The sequence below is a fragment of the Caulobacter ginsengisoli genome (assembly GCF_030814835.1).
Classification (GTDB): Bacteria; Pseudomonadota; Alphaproteobacteria; order Caulobacterales; family Caulobacteraceae; genus Caulobacter; species Caulobacter ginsengisoli.
On sequence record NZ_JAUSVS010000015.1, the window covers coordinates 56,851 to 73,247 of the forward strand.

A 16,397-nucleotide genomic window follows, 5' to 3' on the forward strand; every position below is an offset into this window, starting at 1 on the left:
AGAGACGACGATGTAGGGAGCCGGGCCGCCGCGTCAACCGGCGCCGGGCAGCGTGGCCAGGGCCTGGGCCCTCACTTCTTCTGACAAAGGCATGAGTTTTGGACCGTCCGTCCACACCAGGGCCGCCTGGATCGCCCGGCCCGGGAAGACCTCGGCCAGGATGGCGCCATAGAGGGCCAGCTGGGCGATGTAGGACGGATCGACGCCGGCGACATCGGCTGGCGCGGGGCGGTTGGTCTTGTAGTCCACGACCAGGACACGTTTCGGGGTGATGCGCAGGCGGTCCACCCGGCCGGAGATGGCGAGGCCGGCGGGGAGGCCGGGGGCGGAGCCGGCCAGGGCCACTTCGGCGCGCGAGCCCGGGCCGAACACCTCCGCGAAATCGGGATGGTCGAGCACCCCGAAGGCCGCCTCGATCATCTCGGCGCGCTGAGCGTCGGTGAGGTCGGGTTCGCGGGCCAGCAGCTGGTCGGCGGCGGCGTGGCGTTCGGCGGGGGCGAGGTCGGGGAGGAGCTGTAAGAGGCGGTGGATCAGGTCGCCGCGCCGGAAGCGGTCCAAACCCGCCTGGCGCGACAGCGGCGAGGGGGCGGGCAGGCGCGAGCGGCTGGCGGCCTGGGAGGGCGAGGCCCAGGCCAGGGCGGCCGATTCGGTGGGGGCGGGGGCGTTCAGCCAGGCGGGCTGGGCAGCTTCCAGAGGCAGTTCGCCGGCGACCGCCGCCATCGGCTGGGGATCGGGGCCGAAGCGCTGGAACAGGAAGCCATCGGCCGTGGCGACCGGGTGGACGTCGCCGGCGATGTCGCCGTGGGCGAAGGCCTCGCTCATGGCGCCATACCAGCCGGTGGGGGCGGCGCCCTCGCGCTGGCGGGCGGGCTTGCGGCCGCAGAGGACCAGGCGGTCGCGGGCCCGCGTCAGGGCGACATAGAGCAGGCGCCAGGATTCCCCCAGCTCGCGGTCGGCGCGGCGGCGGCGGGCGGCGGCGCTGGCCTCGCAGTCGTCGGCGGCGCGGGGGGCCCAGAGGAAGCCCAGGCCGTCCTCGGTCTCCATCAGCGGCGAGCCGCGCGCGACGCCCTGCATGGTGGTCTCGGGCAGGAAGACGATGGGCGCCTCCAGCCCCTTGGCCCCGTGGGCGGTCATCACCCGCACCTCGTCGCCCCCGGCCTCCATCTCGCGCTTGACCGAGATGTCGAGGCCCTCGAAGGCGGCGGCGAGGCGTTCGAGGTCCAGAACGCCCTGCTGCTCGGCGCCGAGCGCGCGGGCCAGGAACTCCTCGATGACGTCGGCGGCCTCCGAGCCCAGGCGGGTGACCATGCGGGCCCGGGCCGTGTGGCCCTCGGCGTCGCGCAGGCCCAGCACCCGGCTGTAGAAGTCGAAGGGCGGCAGGTCGGCCAGGTCCAGGGCGGCGCGCAGGAAGGTGAGGGCCTCGGTGTTGCGGCCCGATTGCAGCCGGTCCCAGAGGCTCTCGCGCTTGCGGGGCTTGGCCAGGGCATAGAGCTGGTCGTCGTCGAAGCCGCAGAGCGGGCTCTTGAGCAGGGCCGCCAGGGTCAGGTCGTCGGCGGGGAACTGGACGAACCTGGCCAGGGCCATCAGGTCGTCGAAGGCGATATGGGCCGACAGGGTCAGGCGGTCGGCGCCGGCCACCGGGACGCCGGCCTGGCGCAGGGCGCGGATGATGTCCTCGAACAGGGCCCGGCGGCGGCGGACCAGGACGATGACGTCGCCGTAGCGGGCCGGGCGCCAGGCCTGGGTCTCCTTGTCGAACACCCGGTCGCCGGCCTGGACCAGGCGGCGGATCTCGCCGGCGATGCGGGCGGCCAGGCGCCGGTGGGCGCTGGTCTCGGACTCCAGGTCGAGGGGGGCGGTCCAGGCGGTGCGCTCCTCGGTCTCCGGCTCCTCCTCCAGCGGCCAGAGGTCGACGCAGCCGGCGTGGTCGGCGCGGAAGGGCTCGTGGACGAGGACCTCGTCGCCTTCCGGCGGTTTGACGCCAATGCGGGTGTCGGGCTTGGTGAAGAGGGCGTCGACGAAGCGCAGCACCTCCGGGGTCGAGCGGTAGGAGACCCGCAGCGGCACGGCCTCGGCCCGGCGCTCGGCCTGGCGGATCAGGGCGACATAGGCCTTGGTCTCGCTGAGCAGCCGCTCGGGATCGGCGCCCTGGAAGCTGTAGATCGACTGCTTGTCGTCGCCGACCACGAACAGGGTGCGGTTCAGGGCGCCGGCCGGCCGGGCCTTGCCGGCCCCGGAGAAGAATTCCTCGGTCAGGGCCTTAGCGATCAGCCACTGCTCGGCGGCGGTGTCCTGGGCCTCGTCGATGAGCACGTGCTCCAGGCCCCCGTCCAGCTTGTAGAGCACCCAGGGCGCGCCGGGCGAGGCGGCGACCAGGTCACGGGCCTTGGCGATCAGGTCGGTGAAGTCGAGCACGCCCCGCGCCTGCTTGGCCTGGCGATAGGCGAGGCCATAGGCGTAGGCGAGGGAAAGGACGGCGGTGGTGTCCTCGGCCACCCTGGCGGCGCGGATCCATTCGCGGGCGGCCTCCAGCCGCTCCTGTTCGATGAGGAGGCGCTGGCGCAGGTCCTCGCGGCTCTTGAGGCCGGAAGTCTTGGCCATCCAGGCCACCGGCGTTCCGGCCCCGCCCTGGGTGAAAAAGATGGCCAGCATGGCGTCCAGGGTTGGGCTCGGGCTTTCCAGCACCGCGGCCATCAGGGCGGCGTTCCTGGCGTCGGTGGCCGTGCCGCCGGCCAGGACGCCGGCGACCGCCTGCCAGAGCGGCCGGTCCAGCTCGTCGATCGCCCGGTCGATCAGGGCCTGGACGCTGGCCGGGGCGTCGAAGCCGCAGCGGGCCCAGACGTCGGTTTCCACCCCTTCCAGCCCCTTGCCGGCCAGGTAGGCGGCCAGGGCTTCGCGCTTGTCCTCGAAGGTGCGGAAGAGGCCCTCGAAGGCCTGGTAGTCGAGGGATACGGCGAGGCGCGCATAGGCCTCGGCGATGGTCTGGTCGGTGGTCAGGACGAATCTGGCCAGGCGCGTGCGGGCCTCGGCGGCGACCAGGACGGCGGCGGCGTCGTCCATCACCTCGAAGCTGGGCGAGACCCCGGCCTCCAGGGGGAAGCGGCGGAGAAGCTGTTCGCAGAAGGCGTGGATGGTCTGGATCTTCAGCCCGCCGGGGGTTTCCAGGGCGCGGGCGAAGAGGCGGCGGGCTTCGGAGAGGTCCTGGCCGGGCTCTGCCCCCAGCCTGGCCAGTTCGTCGATCAGCCGCTCGTCCGGTGCGACCGACCAGCCGCCCAGCAGCTTGAACAGCCGCCCCTGCATCTCGGCGGCGGCGGCCTTGGTGTAGGTCACGCAGAGAATGGCCGAGGGCGGCACGCCCGCGAGCAGCAGCCTCGCCACCCGGTCGATCAGGGTCTTGGTCTTGCCCGAGCCGGCATTGGCGGTGACGAAGGCGTTGACGGCCGGGTCGGCGGCCAGGGCCTGGGCCCGATCAATGAGGGTGGGGTCGATCATTCGCCGCCCTCCTCACCGTCGCCGCCGGTGGACCATTCGAACACCCGGGCCAGGTGGTCGTAGTCGCCGGCATAGGCCTTGACGAATTGCGGGGCGGTGCGGCTGGGATAGGTCTGGTCGGGCGACAGGTAGCTGCGCAGCAGGTCGCGGATTCCCTCCAGGGCGGCGGCGGCCGCCGCCTCGCTGTCGGGGCCGGCGGCCTTGGAGACCTCCTCGCTGCCGGCGGGGATGCGGCCGGTGACGCGGACATAGGTCAGGTCTCCCGGACTTACGCTTCCATGCGTGGCGGTGATGCCGTCGAAGCCGCCATCGCGCAGGATGGCGGCGGTCAGGGTCAGCTGGGGCGAGAAGCCGGCGTCGACCATCTTCTTCGTTGGAATCGAACCGGTCTTGTAGTCGAGAACGTGGCCCTTGTGGTCGCGGGTGACCTCGATGCGGTCGGCCTTGGCGGTCAGGCGGTGGGGGACGCCGTCAACCTGCAGGACCAGTTCGCCGGAGATCTCGACATGGACCTTGGCCCCGTCGGCCCGGCGGCGGCGCTCGAAGCCGGCGACCCAGCGGGCGGCCTCGCGGGCCAGGGCGCGTTCGCGGGCCAGGGCCGCTTCCGAAAGGCCCTCTTCGGCCAGGGCTTCGAGGTAGAGGGTTTCGAACATCGCCTCGGGGGCGGGCGGTTCGCCCTCGTTCCAGCGGCGGCCCAGGGCCTCGAAGGCGCTGTGGATGGCCGTGCCCCGGGCCATGGCCTCGACCATGCGGTCGGGGCGGTCGAGGGGGAAGAATTTGAGGATGTCGCGGGCCCAGACGGCGTAGGGGTCGCGGGTCAGGGTCTCGATGCGGGTGACCGAGAACAGGCGCGGGCGGTCCTCGACCGGCGGGTTGGGCTGGGGCCGGCGGACCGGGCCGTAATCCCCCGGCTGGTCGAGCGCCTTTGCCCAATCCAGCAGTTCGGGGCGGCTGGGCAGGCGGTATTGGGCGCCCTGGGCCAGGGTGCGCAGGCGCCAGAGCCAGCGGCTGGGGGCAGCCGGGGCGCCCTCGCGGCGGGCGCTGGAGACCAGGGTGACGTCGGGGGCGCAGGCGGCCTGGGCGAAGTCGTGGGCCGACTGGCCGATGCGGCGCTCGGGGCTGGGCAGGCCCAGGGTCTTGCGCATGGGCCGCGACAGGAAGGGATCGATGGCGGCGCCGCGCGGCCAGACGCCCTCCTCCAGCCCGGCCAGGATCAGCCGGTCGGCGCGGATCATGCGAGATTCGAGCACGCCCAGGATGTGCAGGCGGGGATGGGCGGCCTCGGCCCCGCGCACGGTTTCCTCGTTCAGCAGGGTCTGGACCAGGCTCAGCCAGCCGGGGGCGTCGACCGGCGGCAGGGCCTCGCCATGGGCGATGACGCCGGTCAGCAGGCGGGAGAGGCACTCGCCCTCCGGCCCGGCCCAGAGCAGGCCCTCGCCTTCGCAGAGCTTTTCCAGCGCCTGGGTCAGAGCCTCGGCGGCGCGATGAGCCGGGGCCTGGGGGGCGAAGGGTATGACGGCGAGGTCGATGGCGGCGTCGAGGTCGCGGGACAGGGCCAGGGCGGGGCCCAGGTCGCCGGTCGAGTATTTGCGTTCGGCCTCCGTGAGGCGGCGTTCGAGGGCCTGTGGCGTGCGGGGGCGGGGGCCGCGCAGGCCCCAGCGCTCCAGGCCCTCGCGGGCGGCGGCGAGGTCTTCCGGCGTGCGGTTCAGGCGCACGAGCGGGTTCTTCAGCACCGCCAGCCGGGCGACCGGATCGGCCGGGTCGGCGACCAGCCCGGCCACGGCCTGGGCCAGCATGCCGGGGGCGAAACGGGTGAGCGGCGTGCCCGCCGTGCTGTCGGCATTGACGCCCCAGCGGGCCAGGCGGGCGCTGACCCGGCGGGCCAGGGCCTGGTCGGGGGTGACCAGGGCGGCGGTCTGGCCCTCGGTTTCCAGGGCCTCGCGCAGCAGCAGGGCGCAGACGGTGGCGGCCTCGTCCTCCGAAGACGCGGTGATGTCGGTCAGGCCGTCCAGGCCGGCGGCGAAGGGGTCCAGGCCGGGCTCGGCCTCCTCGCGCAGCTTGGCGATGACGCCCAGCCAGTCGGCGGTGGCGTCGGCGGGGCGCAAGGCCTCGTTGACGAGGCGCCGGCGCCAGCGGCCGGCTAGGTCGATGCGGGGGCGCCATTCGCGCACTTGGCCCCGGTCGATGCGGGCGGTTTGCAGCAGGCGGCGCATGGAGTCCTGGGGGTGCTGGTCCTCGATCCCGGCCCAGGCGCTGTCGGCCAGCTCCTGGTCCAGGCCCGGCAGCACCACCGCCCCGCGCGGCAGGCCGGCGACCACCGTAAGGAGGCGCGCCGTGGCCGGAGCAGAGCCGGTGGAGCCGGCGGCGATCACCGGGCCCTGCGGCGGATGGTTTGTCCATTGCTCGGCCAGGCGGTCGAGCAGCTTCACCCGCCGCTCGGCGACGTCCATCAGGCCCAGTTCCCGCAAGCGGTCCGGCCAGGCGACCAGGGCCTTTTCCAGCAGCTTGGCGGACTTCTCCCAGTGTTCGGCCAGGTCGAGGTCCACCAGGCCGTCGAGCCGCTCCAGGACGGGCGCCTCCTCGATGGCGGCGGCGTCGATCAGCCCGGCCAGGGCGTCGGCCAGCGAGAGGGCGTGCTGGGCCGAACGATCCTGGTCGTCGAAGCGGGCGGCGAGGCTGGCCAGCTCGAAGCGGCGGCGCAGGGGGTCGATGGCCGGGGGCAGGTCGAGGGCGGCGTCGCCGGGCTCGAAGGGCGGCTCGCCCTCGTCCAGGTCGCCGACGGCGCGGATCTGCGGGAGCAGGACGGCGCGACCGGTCCCGGCCTTCAGGAAGGATTCGGCCAGGGCGCGGACGCCGCGTCGGGTGGGGACCAGCAGCAGGGCGCCCGGCGTGTCCTCCGGACCGGGCAGGGCGTCGATCAGCCCCGCCGCCAGGTCGTCGAGGAAGGGCCGATGCGCGGGAATCGTGAACCAGCGCGGGCCGGGCTGGTCCAGGGGGTTCATCGGGCCGTTTCGCTCAGGCAGGGGTGCGAGGCTTTCCTATTCCTCGCCCCTTGGGCGAGGTGGCGGCGAAGCCGACGGAGTGGGCTCTTGGGAGCACACGGTTTGTCAGGACGAGCACCGCCGGAGGGGGCGTGCCTGAAAGTCCGTGTGTTCCCAAGGGCCCACTCCACCACTTCGTGGTCCCCCTCGCCCAAGGGGCGAGGAATTTCAGCATCCGGGCCGGTGCGTTTGGGCACGCGCAAGATCATCGGGCCAGCCTAGCCTCGGCGTCGAGCTTGGCCTGAGGATCGCCGACATGCATCCAGGTTCCCGGCGGTGAGACGCCGTGGACGCGGCCGGGCCGGGTCTTCCAGATCGGCAGCAGGCCGAAGGGCCCGTCGGGGCCGTCGGCGACGATGGCCGGGTCGCAGATATGGACGCCGACATAGACGTAAGGGGCGGCCTCGCCAGGCTCCTTGAAGCGGACGGCGCCGTCCTCGAGGAAGAGGTCGCCCGTGTCGTGGAAGCCCATCGACGTGTCGGTGGGCGCCAGCAGCAGGCAGACGTCCATCTTCGCGGGGTCCCAGGCGGCGGCCAGGGCGTCGAGGGCGGGTTTGGGCTCGATCCACACCGAGTCGATATTGGCCACCCAGACGGGGCCCTTGCCCAGCAGGGGCAGGGACTTCTTCAGACCGCCGCCGGTTTCCAGCAAGGCCTGGCGCTCGTCGGAGATGACGATGCGCGGCCAGCGGCGGCTCTTCAGGTGGGTTTCCACCTTGTCGGCGAAGTAGTGGACATTGACCACGGCGGTCTCGACCCCGGCGGCGGCCAGGCGGTCCAGCATGTGGTCGATCAGGGCCCGGCCATTGACCTCGACCAGGGCCTTGGGGCGGTCGTCGGTCAGCGGGCGCATGCGGGTGCCCAGGCCCGCGGCCAGCACCATGGCGGTCTTGGGCGCGCTCATTGCCGGGCCTCCAGGGGGACGTGGCGATCCAGCCAGCGCTTGAGATCCTTGAGGCCCGGATCGGCCAGGCAGGCATGCAGGTAGCGCCACAGACGCGGCAGCATGGCCTCGTATCTCGGCTTGCCGTCGCGGATCACCAGCCGGGAGAAGATGCCGATGATCCGGGCGACGTTGAGGGCCCCCAGGGCGTGGTAGTCGGCCAGGAACCGGGCGCGGTCGAGGTTCGGGTGGGCGGCGAGATAGCGCTCCAGGGCGCGCTTTTCGATTTCCGGCGAGACGTCGCGGCGGGCGTCGTGCAGCAGCATGGAGAAGTCCCAGGCCCGGTGGGCGCGGACGGCGTCCTGGAAGTCGATCAAGCCGACGCGGGCGGGGCCGGCGCGGTCCGGCAGCCAGAGCAGGTTCTCGGCGTGATAGTCGCGGTGGCAGAACACGTCCGCGCCGCTTTCGCCACGGCGGCGGATCGGTTCCCAGACCATGTTCCATTCGGCCAGGGCGTCGTCGTCGAACTCCAGCTGGGTGCGCAGTCTCGGCAGCCAGTCGGTGAAGAGGTCGGCGGCCTGGGTGAGGGCCAGGTCGTCGTAGCTGAGCAGGGGCCAGTCGATCCCCTCGCTGATCAGCCGGCCCGGCGGCTTGGCGGCGTGCAGCACGGTCAGGGCGTCGACGGCCGCGTCATAGAGTTCGCCCTCATCGGCCCCGGCGGCGATCTCGGTGGCGTAGAGGCCATCGCCGAGGTCCTCGATGACCGCCAGACCCGCTGGAGCGTCGAAGGCGACGATGCCGGGCGCCGAAAGGCCCAGGGAGGTGAGGTATCGGGCGCAGGCCACGAAGGCGTCGACCCGGCCGGCGGCCAGGCGATAGGCGGCGTTGAAGCCCAGGGCCAGCCGCTCCTCGCGGGTGGCGCCGGGCGGGCAGGGGGCGGTCTCGAGCTTGGGCGGCTGGTCCATCAGGATCAGCGTGCCGCCGTTGCCAAGATGCAGCCGCTCATAGGCCCGCGTCGAGGCGTCGCCGGTCAGCGGCTGGCGGCGGGCCGAGCCGAAGCCGTTCTCCTGGAGAAATCGCGCCTTCAGCGCCTCGCGGTCGGAACTCAAAGGGAGCCTCGTCGAAGTTTGGGCCTGTATATCCAGTGTCGGGGCGACCCCGCACCTCTTGTTTCTCCCTTCCTCCTCGATGGAGGAAGGGCGGGGATGGTGGTGGTGGCACAGCGTTTCCGGAAGAATGCGGGGAGGCGCCCACGCCACCCTGAGCTTTTCGCCCAAGCTCCGAGCGCACACCACCAACCCTGCCCTTCCTCCATCGAGGAGGAAGGGTGTGGCTAGTCCCATTTGCCCGTGCGGGATTTGATGAGGTCACCGATGCGTTCAGCAACTCGCTCGGGATAGTCGAACGCCTCGGTGTCGCGGACGCGGACCACGAGATAGCCCTGTGACCCCAGCCAGGCGTCCCGTTCCATGTCGGCGAGAACGGCGTCGGTGAAGTCGTGTCTGGCTCCATCTACTTCGACGACCAGCCGGGCGGCGTGATGGGCGAAATCGACGATGAAGCGGCCGATCGGGGCTTGCCGGCGGATGCGTAGTTCCAGCTTCCGCAACGCTTCCCACAGTTTCCGCTCGCTGGCCGGCGCCTCACGCCGCAGCCGGCGGGCGCGCTTGATGGCGCCGGGCCGGTGACGGTCGTGATCGAACCGATCAGTCACTTCCGAACGCCTCGTCCGGCCGCGCCGGCAGCACCCGCTCCACATACCCCTTCAGCGCCTCGCAACGCTCCGCGTCCACCGCCCCGGCCGGGATCAGCGGCCCGATGGTCAGCTCGAACTTCCGGCCGCGCTTGTTGAGCAGCTCATGGAACAGGGTGATGTCCCGCAGTTCCGGCGAAAACCGGTTGAAGAAGTGGAACAGGGTCGCCCAGGGGCCCGCCACATGCACCGGCAGCACCGGGGCCTCGTATTTGCGGGCCATGGAGAGGGCCGTGGGCATCCAGGGCTTGTCGGTCAGCACACCGTCGGGGGCGCGGGTGGCCAGGCGGCCGGAGGGGAAGACCATCAGGGCGCGCTCGGCCTCCATGGCGTCCTTGGTCATGGCCAGGGTGGTGCGGGTGCGCTCGCGGGTGCGCTTGGCCTCGACCCATTCGACCGGGATCAGCACCTCGTCGAAGCGGGCGGCGACGCGGTGGGCGTCACTGTTGGCGTAGAAGACGATGTCGGGGCGCGGGCCCTTGAGGGCGTCATAGACCGCCACCCCGTCGGCGATGCCGGTCGGGTGGTTGGCGACGATGATCACCCGGCCGCTAGCCGGCACGTGCTCCAGCCCCCGGACGGAAACCTTCATGTCCAGCAGGCCCGAGACATGGTCCAGCGCCTCGCGGCCGCCCATCGGCGCTATGGTGTCGGCCATGCGCACGGCCTTGCCATAGTCGAGCAGGCGATAGAGCGGCGGGCGGACCAGGGGCCAGGCCCAGGACCCCGACAGCTTCGGCGCGCGCTCCTCGATCAGCACGTCGACGATATGACTTTGCCCCGGCGACATCGGCCCAGCCTAGGCGCCTGGAACCCGCGCGGCAACTAGCGGGCTGGAACCGCCAGCACCGGCCGGCGGGCGGCGCCGATCACCTGCTGGGTGACGCTGCCGCGCAGGGCGTCGAGAATGCCGTGGCGGCCCTCGGTGGCCATGACGATCAGGTCGGCGGCGGTCTCGTCCGCGGCCTGCAGGATGGCCGCCGCCGCCGGCCCTTCGGCCAGCATCTTGCGCACCCGCCCGGTCGGGCCTTCGGTCAGGCTCGGGGGCAGGGTCACGACCGGCCAGCCGGGCCCGACATGCAGCAGGTGGAAAACCGCCTCGCCGCAGCCCAGCTGCTGCGCCAGATCGACCGCGGCGGCCAGGGCGGCGTCGGCCCGGGGGCGGGAATCGACGGGGACCAGCACCTGGCGCAGGCGGATGTCGCCGGTCAGCGGATCGGCCAGGCCGGCGCCGTTGATGGGGATGAACAGGCTGGGCGCGCGGGCGACCGCGGCCACGGCCTGGGATTGCGAGGGGCGGGGCCAGCCGGTGGGACAGTGGTCGCCGTGCGTGGCCATGACCACCAGGTCGCAGGGCCGCTCGTCCAGGAACCGTCCGATCCCACGGACCAGGTCGCGCCCGCCCAGGTCGACCTTGGAGACCTGCAGGCCCAGGGTCTCGGACACGGCCGTGGCCGGGGCGTTGCGCGGCAGGCGGCCCCAGGCCGCCAGGGTTTCGCGGACCTGCGGAAAGCCGGTCCACTGATGGCCGGCCCGGTCCCTGTGGGGCTCGGCATGTACGATCGACAGGCTGCCCCGCCCCGACAGGGCGATGGCGAGGGCGGCGCGAAAGGCGCCGTCGCCGTCCGGATGAAGATCGGTGGCGTGCAGGATATCGCCAAAGGGCGGGGTCATCGCGAGCCTCCTTCGAGGCTGTCAGTGATGACCCGGGACGGGCCGGGACGACTTGATCCAGAACAACACCGCCGCCTTTTCGCCGGAATCGGCCTAGACCCTGGGACCATGTCCTCGAAAATCCTCGTCTTCTGCCTGATCGCCGCCGCTCTGCCGATGTCCGGCTGCATCGCCAGCAAGATCGTCACCGTGCCGGTCAAGACGGTCGCGGCCGGCATCGACGCGGTGACCACCAGCCAGAAGGAGGCCGACGAGAAGCGCGGCCGCGAGGCCCGCAAGCGCGAGAAATACTGCCGCAAGCATCCCGACCGCTGCTGATTTTCGGCCGCTTGGAAATGCCGTCCGGTGCGGGCAGACTGGTCCTCATGGCCCGCTCCCTGATCCTGCTCGCCCTCGCCCCAATCCTGGCTATGGCCGCCTGCGCGCCCATCGACATCCCGGCCCCGCCGGTTGGAGGTCCGCCCGTCGCCTCGGCCGGAGACGACGCGGCCATGAGCCGGAGCGAGGTGGAGCGGCGACAGAGGCGGCTGGCCCGCAGCCAGGAAAAGATCTGCAAGAAACATCCCGACCGCTGCGAGTCGCCGTAACCGCCAGGACCGTCCCGGCGAACCTGGACCGACTCAAGGATTTGCCAAGGACCCCGCCTGTGCGCCTGCTGTTCGCCGGACTGCTGATTAGCCTGACCCTGGCCGCCTGTTCGGCCAAGGCGGCGAGCGAGCCCGTGACCCTGACCGCCGACGCCGCCCAGGCGGGCCAGCTGCTGGACCGGGCGGGCTGGGTGTCGCCGGGATTGAAGGGACGGGCCGTCTATCTGGTGTCGTTCCGCGACTGCCCCGGCTGCCAGTTCGTCGAACGGTCGTTGTTCCCCAGGCTGCAGGCTCAGGGGATCGACACCCGGGTCATCGTCTTCGCCCGTCCCGACATCGCGGTGATCAAGCAGTCGACCCCGGCCGAGCGGGCCACGGTGGCGCAGCTGTGGCTGGCCCGCGACTGGGGGCTGCTGCAGCGCTGGCTGGCGGCCGATTCCGCCGCCTGGACCGCGCCGGGCGTCCCGCGCGCCGACAAGGACCCGGCCCGCCTGAAGGCCCTGGCCGAGTCGCGCCGCACCGCCGAGACCCTGATGAAGCTGGCGACCAGGGCGGGGCTGAGCCCCGGCACGCCGCTGTTGATGTGGCGCGACAAGGGTGGCCGGCTGCGCGCCTGCCATTGCACCAGCCCGCAGGCGTTCGCTGTTCTGCGCGGCGAACTTTGAATTGCGACAGAAAGTCACACCAATCCTTAATCGCGTTGAGTCGAAACTCCACCGGTAGGCGACGGGGAGTAGAACCCGATGACCACCGCGCGTCCCAAGGACGACCCACACGCTGATGGGCGGGCCGACACGGCCGGCCTCGATTTCGAACAGTTCCGGCGCGGGTTCGCCCGCATCGCCGATATCGCCCGCGACCTGGCCCAGGTCCCGGTCGCCGATGTCAGCTTCGTCGGGCCCCGGCGAATATGGTCCACCGACGATCCCCACCCCATCGACCGGGCCTGCACCCTGGCCGGTCATGTGGTGCTGGGCGACGAGCCGGTCTGGATCGCCGACGCGAGGCTGGACCCGGAGTTTTCCGCCCACGCCAAGGTGGTCGGACCGGAGTCGCTGCGCTTCATGGCCGGCGCCCCCATCGTGCTGGCCAGCGGCTGGCGGGTGGGCGCGGTCTGTATCGCCGACACCCAGCCCCGACAGCGGGACAGCCGGCTGCTCCTGCGGCTGAAGGATCTGGCCGACCTGGCCGCCGACGAATGCGAGCGGCGGCTGGCGCTGAACGCCCTGGTCCGCACCGAGGCCGAGGCGCGGGGCGTGGGCCTGCGCATGACCGCCATCGTCGACGCCGCCCCGGTGGCGGTGCTGATGACCGACCGCCAGCTGCGGATCATCCGGGTCAGCGCCCGCTGGAGCCAGGAGACGGGCCTGTCGCCCGCCATGGTGCTGGGCCGCAAGATCTATGACTGCTTCCCGGGTGTACGCGAGGACTACGCCGCCGCCTATGAGGCGGCGCTGAAGGGCAAGGGCCGGCGCAGCGAGCGGGCCCGGCTGAAGGCGGCCGACGGCTCGACCCGTTGGCTGCGGGCCGAGACCTGCCCCTGGCGCGAGGCCGACGGCACGGTCGGCGGGGTGCTGGTGATGACCTATGACGTCACCGAGATGGTCGAGGCCCTGCGGGTCGCGGAGTCCGCCGGCCGGGCCAAGAGCCAGTTCCTGGCCAATATGAGCCATGAGATCCGCACGCCGCTGAACGGGGTGATGGGCCTGGCCGGGGTGCTGGCGGGCACCGAACTGGCCCCCTCGCAGCGCGAACTGCTGGACCTGATCCAGGAGTCGGCGGGCAATCTGGAGAGCCTGCTGTCGGACCTGCTGGACATGGCCGCCGTCGACTGCGGCGAGGCCCGCATCGTCGAGGAGCCCTTCGACATCGCCGCCATCATCCGGGCGGCCGCCGAGGAAGCGGCGCCCAGGGCCCGCGAAAAGCACCTGACCTTCGAGACCGAGATCGTGCTGCCGCCCGGGACCCGGCTGCGGGGCGACGCCGCCCGCATCCGCCAGGTGCTGGCGGCGCTGCTGTCCAACGCGGTCAAGTTCACCGAGACCGGCGGGGTGCTGGTGCGGCTGACGGCCAAGCCCAGCGGCGCCTCGATGGCTTTGAAGCTGGCGGTGCGGGACACCGGCTGCGGCTTCGACGCCGAGACCGCTCAGCGCCTGTTCCGCCGCTTCGAGCAGGCCGACGGCTCCCTGACCCGCCGCCATGGCGGGGCGGGACTGGGCCTGTCGCTGGCCCGGGCCCTGGCCGAGGCCATGGGCGGCGGGCTGACCGCCGAGGGCGTCCCGGGCCGGGGCGCGACCTTCACCCTCAGCCTGACCCTGCCCAGGCTTGAGCCGGCCGTGGCGTCCGAGATCGTCGCCCCGCCGCTCGCCGAGGCTTCGGACGGAACGCTGAAGGTGCTGCTGGCCGAGGATCATCCGGTGAACCGCAAGGTGGTGGCGATGATCCTGGACGCGGCCGGGGTCGAGCTGACCCAGGTCGAGAACGGGGCCGAGGCGGTCGAGGCCGAGGGGACCGGCGGCTATGACCTGGTGCTGATGGACATGCAGATGCCGGTGATGGACGGCCTGACCGCCATCCGGGCCATCCGCCGCCGCGAGCGCGACCAGGGCCGGCGCGCGACGCCGATCCTGACCCTGACGGCCAACGCCCTCCCTGAACACGCCGAAGCCTCTCGCCAGGCGGGGGCCGATGGGCATTTGACCAAACCGATCACGCCGGACCGGCTGATCGATGCGATGCAGCGGGTGCTGGACGGGGCGGCGGCGGTTTAAGGAAGATTGTCCACGAACCACACGAACGGGCGCGAAACCCGAAGGTCCGTGCGCCTAGAGGCGTGGGTTTTTGGGGTCGCTTCGCGACAGGAAGATAAGTTTAGAGAAGAAGAGCAAGCGATGGCGGCTCGCCGGATGCGCCGCAGGCCGTTACTCGATTTTGATTGCCTGCGGCGCTTCGGTGGGGGCTGACCCGCTTACACTTCTTCCCTTCCCTTATCTTCCTGTCGCGAAGCGACCCCAAAAACCCACCTCCATGCCGCCAGCGGCGGGAAGGCGGGATTCACAGCCTCGTTCGTGTGGTTCATGTGGTTCGTGGACCACTCCCCTAGCTTTCCCGCCCGTACTCGCCCATCTCCCCGGCTTGAACTCAGCGAGGGACCCGCGTGGATCCGATCATTTCCGTTTCCGGAGTCACCAAGACCTACAAGGGCGGCTTCCAGGCGCTGAAGGCCACGGACCTGGAGATCCGGCGCGGCGAGATTTTCGCCCTGCTGGGGCCCAATGGCGCGGGCAAGACCACGCTGATCTCCATCATCTGCGGCATCGTCAAGGCCAGCGGCGGGACCATCACCGCCGACGGGCATGACATCGTCCGCGACTACCGCGCCGCGCGGCAGGCCATCGGGCTGGTGCCGCAGGAGCTGACCACCGACGCCTTCGAGAGCGTCTGGGCCACGGTGCGGTTCAGCCGCGGCCTGTTCGGCAAGCCGCCCAACCCGGCCTATCTGGAAAAGCTGCTCAAGGACCTCTCGCTCTGGGACAAGAAGGACGAGCGGATCATGGCCCTGTCGGGGGGCATGAAGCGGCGGGTGATGATCGCCAAGGCGCTGAGCCACGAACCCACCATCCTGTTCCTGGACGAACCCACCGCGGGGGTCGATGTCGAGCTGCGCCGCGACATGTGGGAGATGGTCCGCCGGCTGCGCGAGAATGGCACCACCATCCTCCTGACCACCCACTATATCGAGGAGGCCGAGGAGATGGCCGACCGGATCGGGGTGATCGCCAAGGGCGAGATCGTCATCGTCGAGGAGAAGGCCGAGCTGATGCGCAAGCTAGGCCGGCGCGAACTGACCCTGCATCTGCAGACGCCGCTTGAGACGCTGCCGGAGGGGCTCAAGGCCTGGGACCTGACCCTGACCGACGAGGGGAACAGCATCGTCTACGCCTTCGACGCCCAGGCGGCGGAGACCGGCATCTCGGCCCTGATCCGCCGGCTCGCGGAACTGGGCCTGGACTTCAAGGACCTGCAGACCCGCGAAAGCTCGCTGGAGGAAATCTTCGTCAGCCTGGTGAGGGACTCCAAATGAACGGTCACGGCGTCTGGTCCATCTACCGCTTCGAGATGGCCCGCACCTTCCGCACCCTGCTGCAGTCGATCATCGCCCCGGTGATCTCGACCTCGCTGTATTTCGTGGTGTTCGGCTCGGCCATGGGCGGGGTGATGAAGACCATCCACGGCGTGCCCTACGGCGCCTTCATCGTGCCCGGCCTGATCATGCTGGCCATCCTGACCGAGAGCCTGTCGAACGCCTCGTTCGGCATCTACATGCCCAAATGGTCGGGGACGATCTATGAGCTGCTGTCCGCGCCGGTGTCCTGGATCGAGGCGCTGGTCGCCTATGTCGGGGCGGCGGCGTCCAAGTCGATCATGCTGGGCCTGATCATCCTGGTCACCGCCCGGCTGTTCGTGCCGTTCCAGATCGCCCACCCCTTCGTCATGGTGCTGTTCCTGCTGCTGACCTCGGTGACCTTCAGCCTGTTCGGCTTCATCATCGGCGTCTGGGCCGACGGCTTCGAGAAGCTGCAGATCGTGCCCAGCCTGATCATCACCCCCCTGACCTTTTTAGGCGGCAGCTTCTATCCGCTCAGCGTCCTGCCGCCCTTCTGGCAGACGGTGACCCTGTTCAATCCGGTGGTCTATCTGATCAGCGGCTTCCGCTGGGCCTTCTACGGCGTGGCGGATGTCAGCGTCGGGATCAGCCTGGCCGCCATCAGCGGCTTCATGCTGGCCTGCCTGGTGATCATCCGCTGGATTTTCGCCACCGGCTGGCGGCTGAAGGCCTAGGGTCCGTACTCAATACCGCCCATCCCCATACCGCTCATCCCCGCGAAAGCGGGCGACTGTATTGGGTCAAGTGGGTTTGGCCCAAGGCTGCTGGTGCTTGAGGATGCTGTTGGCGGCGATGACGA

At 71.1% G+C, this 16,397-nt stretch carries 13 protein-coding genes; 6 read left to right on the forward strand and 7 right to left on the reverse strand.

The features are described 5' to 3' along the window. Positions 1-33: 33 nt before the first annotated feature. From addA to QO010_RS23185, 7 genes are all read right to left on the reverse strand, one after another. Positions 34-3,492: a double-strand break repair helicase AddA gene (gene addA / locus QO010_RS23155; RefSeq protein WP_307353036.1), complete on the reverse strand. Its 3,459-nt coding sequence runs from the start codon at positions 3,490-3,492 to the stop codon at positions 34-36. Next, on the reverse strand, positions 3,489-6,494 hold the full coding sequence (gene addB, locus QO010_RS23160) for a double-strand break repair protein AddB (RefSeq protein ID WP_307353037.1): 3,006 nt from the start codon (positions 6,492-6,494) through the stop codon (positions 3,489-3,491). Before addB ends, addA begins: the two co-directional genes overlap by 4 nt. A 244-nt stretch (positions 6,495-6,738) precedes the next feature. After that, complete coding sequence (murU, locus tag QO010_RS23165) at positions 6,739-7,437, reverse strand: N-acetylmuramate alpha-1-phosphate uridylyltransferase MurU (protein ID WP_307353038.1); 699 nt, start codon at positions 7,435-7,437, stop codon at positions 6,739-6,741. Beyond that, positions 7,434-8,525 carry an N-acetylmuramate/N-acetylglucosamine kinase AmgK gene (gene amgK, locus QO010_RS23170; RefSeq protein WP_307353039.1) on the reverse strand — a complete coding sequence of 364 codons (1,092 nt, stop codon included), beginning with the start codon at positions 8,523-8,525 and terminating at the stop codon, positions 7,434-7,436. Before amgK ends, murU begins: the two co-directional genes overlap by 4 nt. A gap of 224 nt (positions 8,526-8,749) precedes the next feature. Further along, positions 8,750-9,130, reverse strand: a complete 381-nt coding sequence (locus QO010_RS23175) for an endonuclease domain-containing protein (RefSeq protein ID WP_307353040.1) — start codon at positions 9,128-9,130, stop codon at positions 8,750-8,752. After that, complete coding sequence (locus QO010_RS23180; RefSeq protein WP_307353041.1) at positions 9,123-9,959, reverse strand: GNAT family N-acetyltransferase; 837 nt, start codon at positions 9,957-9,959, stop codon at positions 9,123-9,125. The genes QO010_RS23175 and QO010_RS23180 overlap by 8 nt, the downstream gene beginning before the upstream one ends. Before the next feature lie 35 nt (positions 9,960-9,994). Next, positions 9,995-10,843 carry a universal stress protein gene (locus tag QO010_RS23185; protein ID WP_307353042.1) on the reverse strand — a complete coding sequence of 283 codons (849 nt, stop codon included), beginning with the start codon at positions 10,841-10,843 and terminating at the stop codon, positions 9,995-9,997. A gap of 108 nt (positions 10,844-10,951) precedes the next feature. On the opposite strand from QO010_RS23185, the gene QO010_RS23190 reads away from it, so the two are divergent. The 6 genes from QO010_RS23190 (at position 10,952) to QO010_RS23215 (ending at position 16,272) form a co-directional block, all read left to right on the forward strand. Further along, positions 10,952-11,161 (forward strand): DUF6726 family protein, encoded by a 210-nt coding sequence (locus QO010_RS23190; RefSeq protein ID WP_307353043.1) that lies wholly within the window; start codon positions 10,952-10,954, stop codon positions 11,159-11,161. Between the two features lie 47 nt (positions 11,162-11,208). Further along, entirely contained in the window at positions 11,209-11,430 is a 222-nt protein-coding gene (locus tag QO010_RS23195; protein WP_307353044.1) for a hypothetical protein, read from the forward strand. A gap of 59 nt (positions 11,431-11,489) precedes the next feature. Next, positions 11,490-12,095 carry a hypothetical protein gene (locus QO010_RS23200; RefSeq protein WP_307353045.1) on the forward strand — a complete coding sequence of 202 codons (606 nt, stop codon included), beginning with the start codon at positions 11,490-11,492 and terminating at the stop codon, positions 12,093-12,095. Positions 12,096-12,173: 78 nt separating this feature from the next. Then, positions 12,174-14,201 (forward strand): response regulator, encoded by a 2,028-nt coding sequence (locus QO010_RS23205; RefSeq protein ID WP_307353047.1) that lies wholly within the window; start codon positions 12,174-12,176, stop codon positions 14,199-14,201. A 386-nt stretch (positions 14,202-14,587) separates the two neighbouring features. Beyond that, positions 14,588-15,514 carry an ABC transporter ATP-binding protein gene (locus QO010_RS23210; protein ID WP_307353048.1) on the forward strand — a complete coding sequence of 309 codons (927 nt, stop codon included), beginning with the start codon at positions 14,588-14,590 and terminating at the stop codon, positions 15,512-15,514. After that, positions 15,511-16,272, forward strand: coding sequence for an ABC transporter permease (locus QO010_RS23215; RefSeq protein ID WP_307353049.1), 762 nt, complete (start codon positions 15,511-15,513; stop codon positions 16,270-16,272). The genes QO010_RS23210 and QO010_RS23215 overlap by 4 nt, the downstream gene beginning before the upstream one ends. Positions 16,273-16,397: the final 125 nt, after the last annotated feature.

What these genes read in the sequence shown, in the direction of transcription:
- murU (WP_307353038.1), bottom strand. Translation starts at nt 7,437, where the DNA reads ATGAGCGCGCCCAAGACCGCCATGGTGCTGGCCGCGGGCCTGGGCACC.
- QO010_RS23205 (WP_307353047.1), top strand. Translation starts at nt 12,174, where the DNA reads ATGACCACCGCGCGTCCCAAGGACGACCCACACGCTGATGGGCGGGCC.
- addA (WP_307353036.1), bottom strand. Translation starts at nt 3,492, where the DNA reads ATGATCGACCCCACCCTCATTGATCGGGCCCAGGCCCTGGCCGCCGAC.
- addB (WP_307353037.1), bottom strand. Translation starts at nt 6,494, where the DNA reads ATGAACCCCCTGGACCAGCCCGGCCCGCGCTGGTTCACGATTCCCGCG.
- QO010_RS23195 (WP_307353044.1), top strand. Translation starts at nt 11,209, where the DNA reads ATGGCCCGCTCCCTGATCCTGCTCGCCCTCGCCCCAATCCTGGCTATG.
- QO010_RS23180 (WP_307353041.1), bottom strand. Translation starts at nt 9,959, where the DNA reads ATGTCGCCGGGGCAAAGTCATATCGTCGACGTGCTGATCGAGGAGCGC.
- QO010_RS23215 (WP_307353049.1), top strand. Translation starts at nt 15,511, where the DNA reads ATGAACGGTCACGGCGTCTGGTCCATCTACCGCTTCGAGATGGCCCGC.
- QO010_RS23185 (WP_307353042.1), bottom strand. Translation starts at nt 10,843, where the DNA reads ATGACCCCGCCCTTTGGCGATATCCTGCACGCCACCGATCTTCATCCG.
- QO010_RS23190 (WP_307353043.1), top strand. Translation starts at nt 10,952, where the DNA reads ATGTCCTCGAAAATCCTCGTCTTCTGCCTGATCGCCGCCGCTCTGCCG.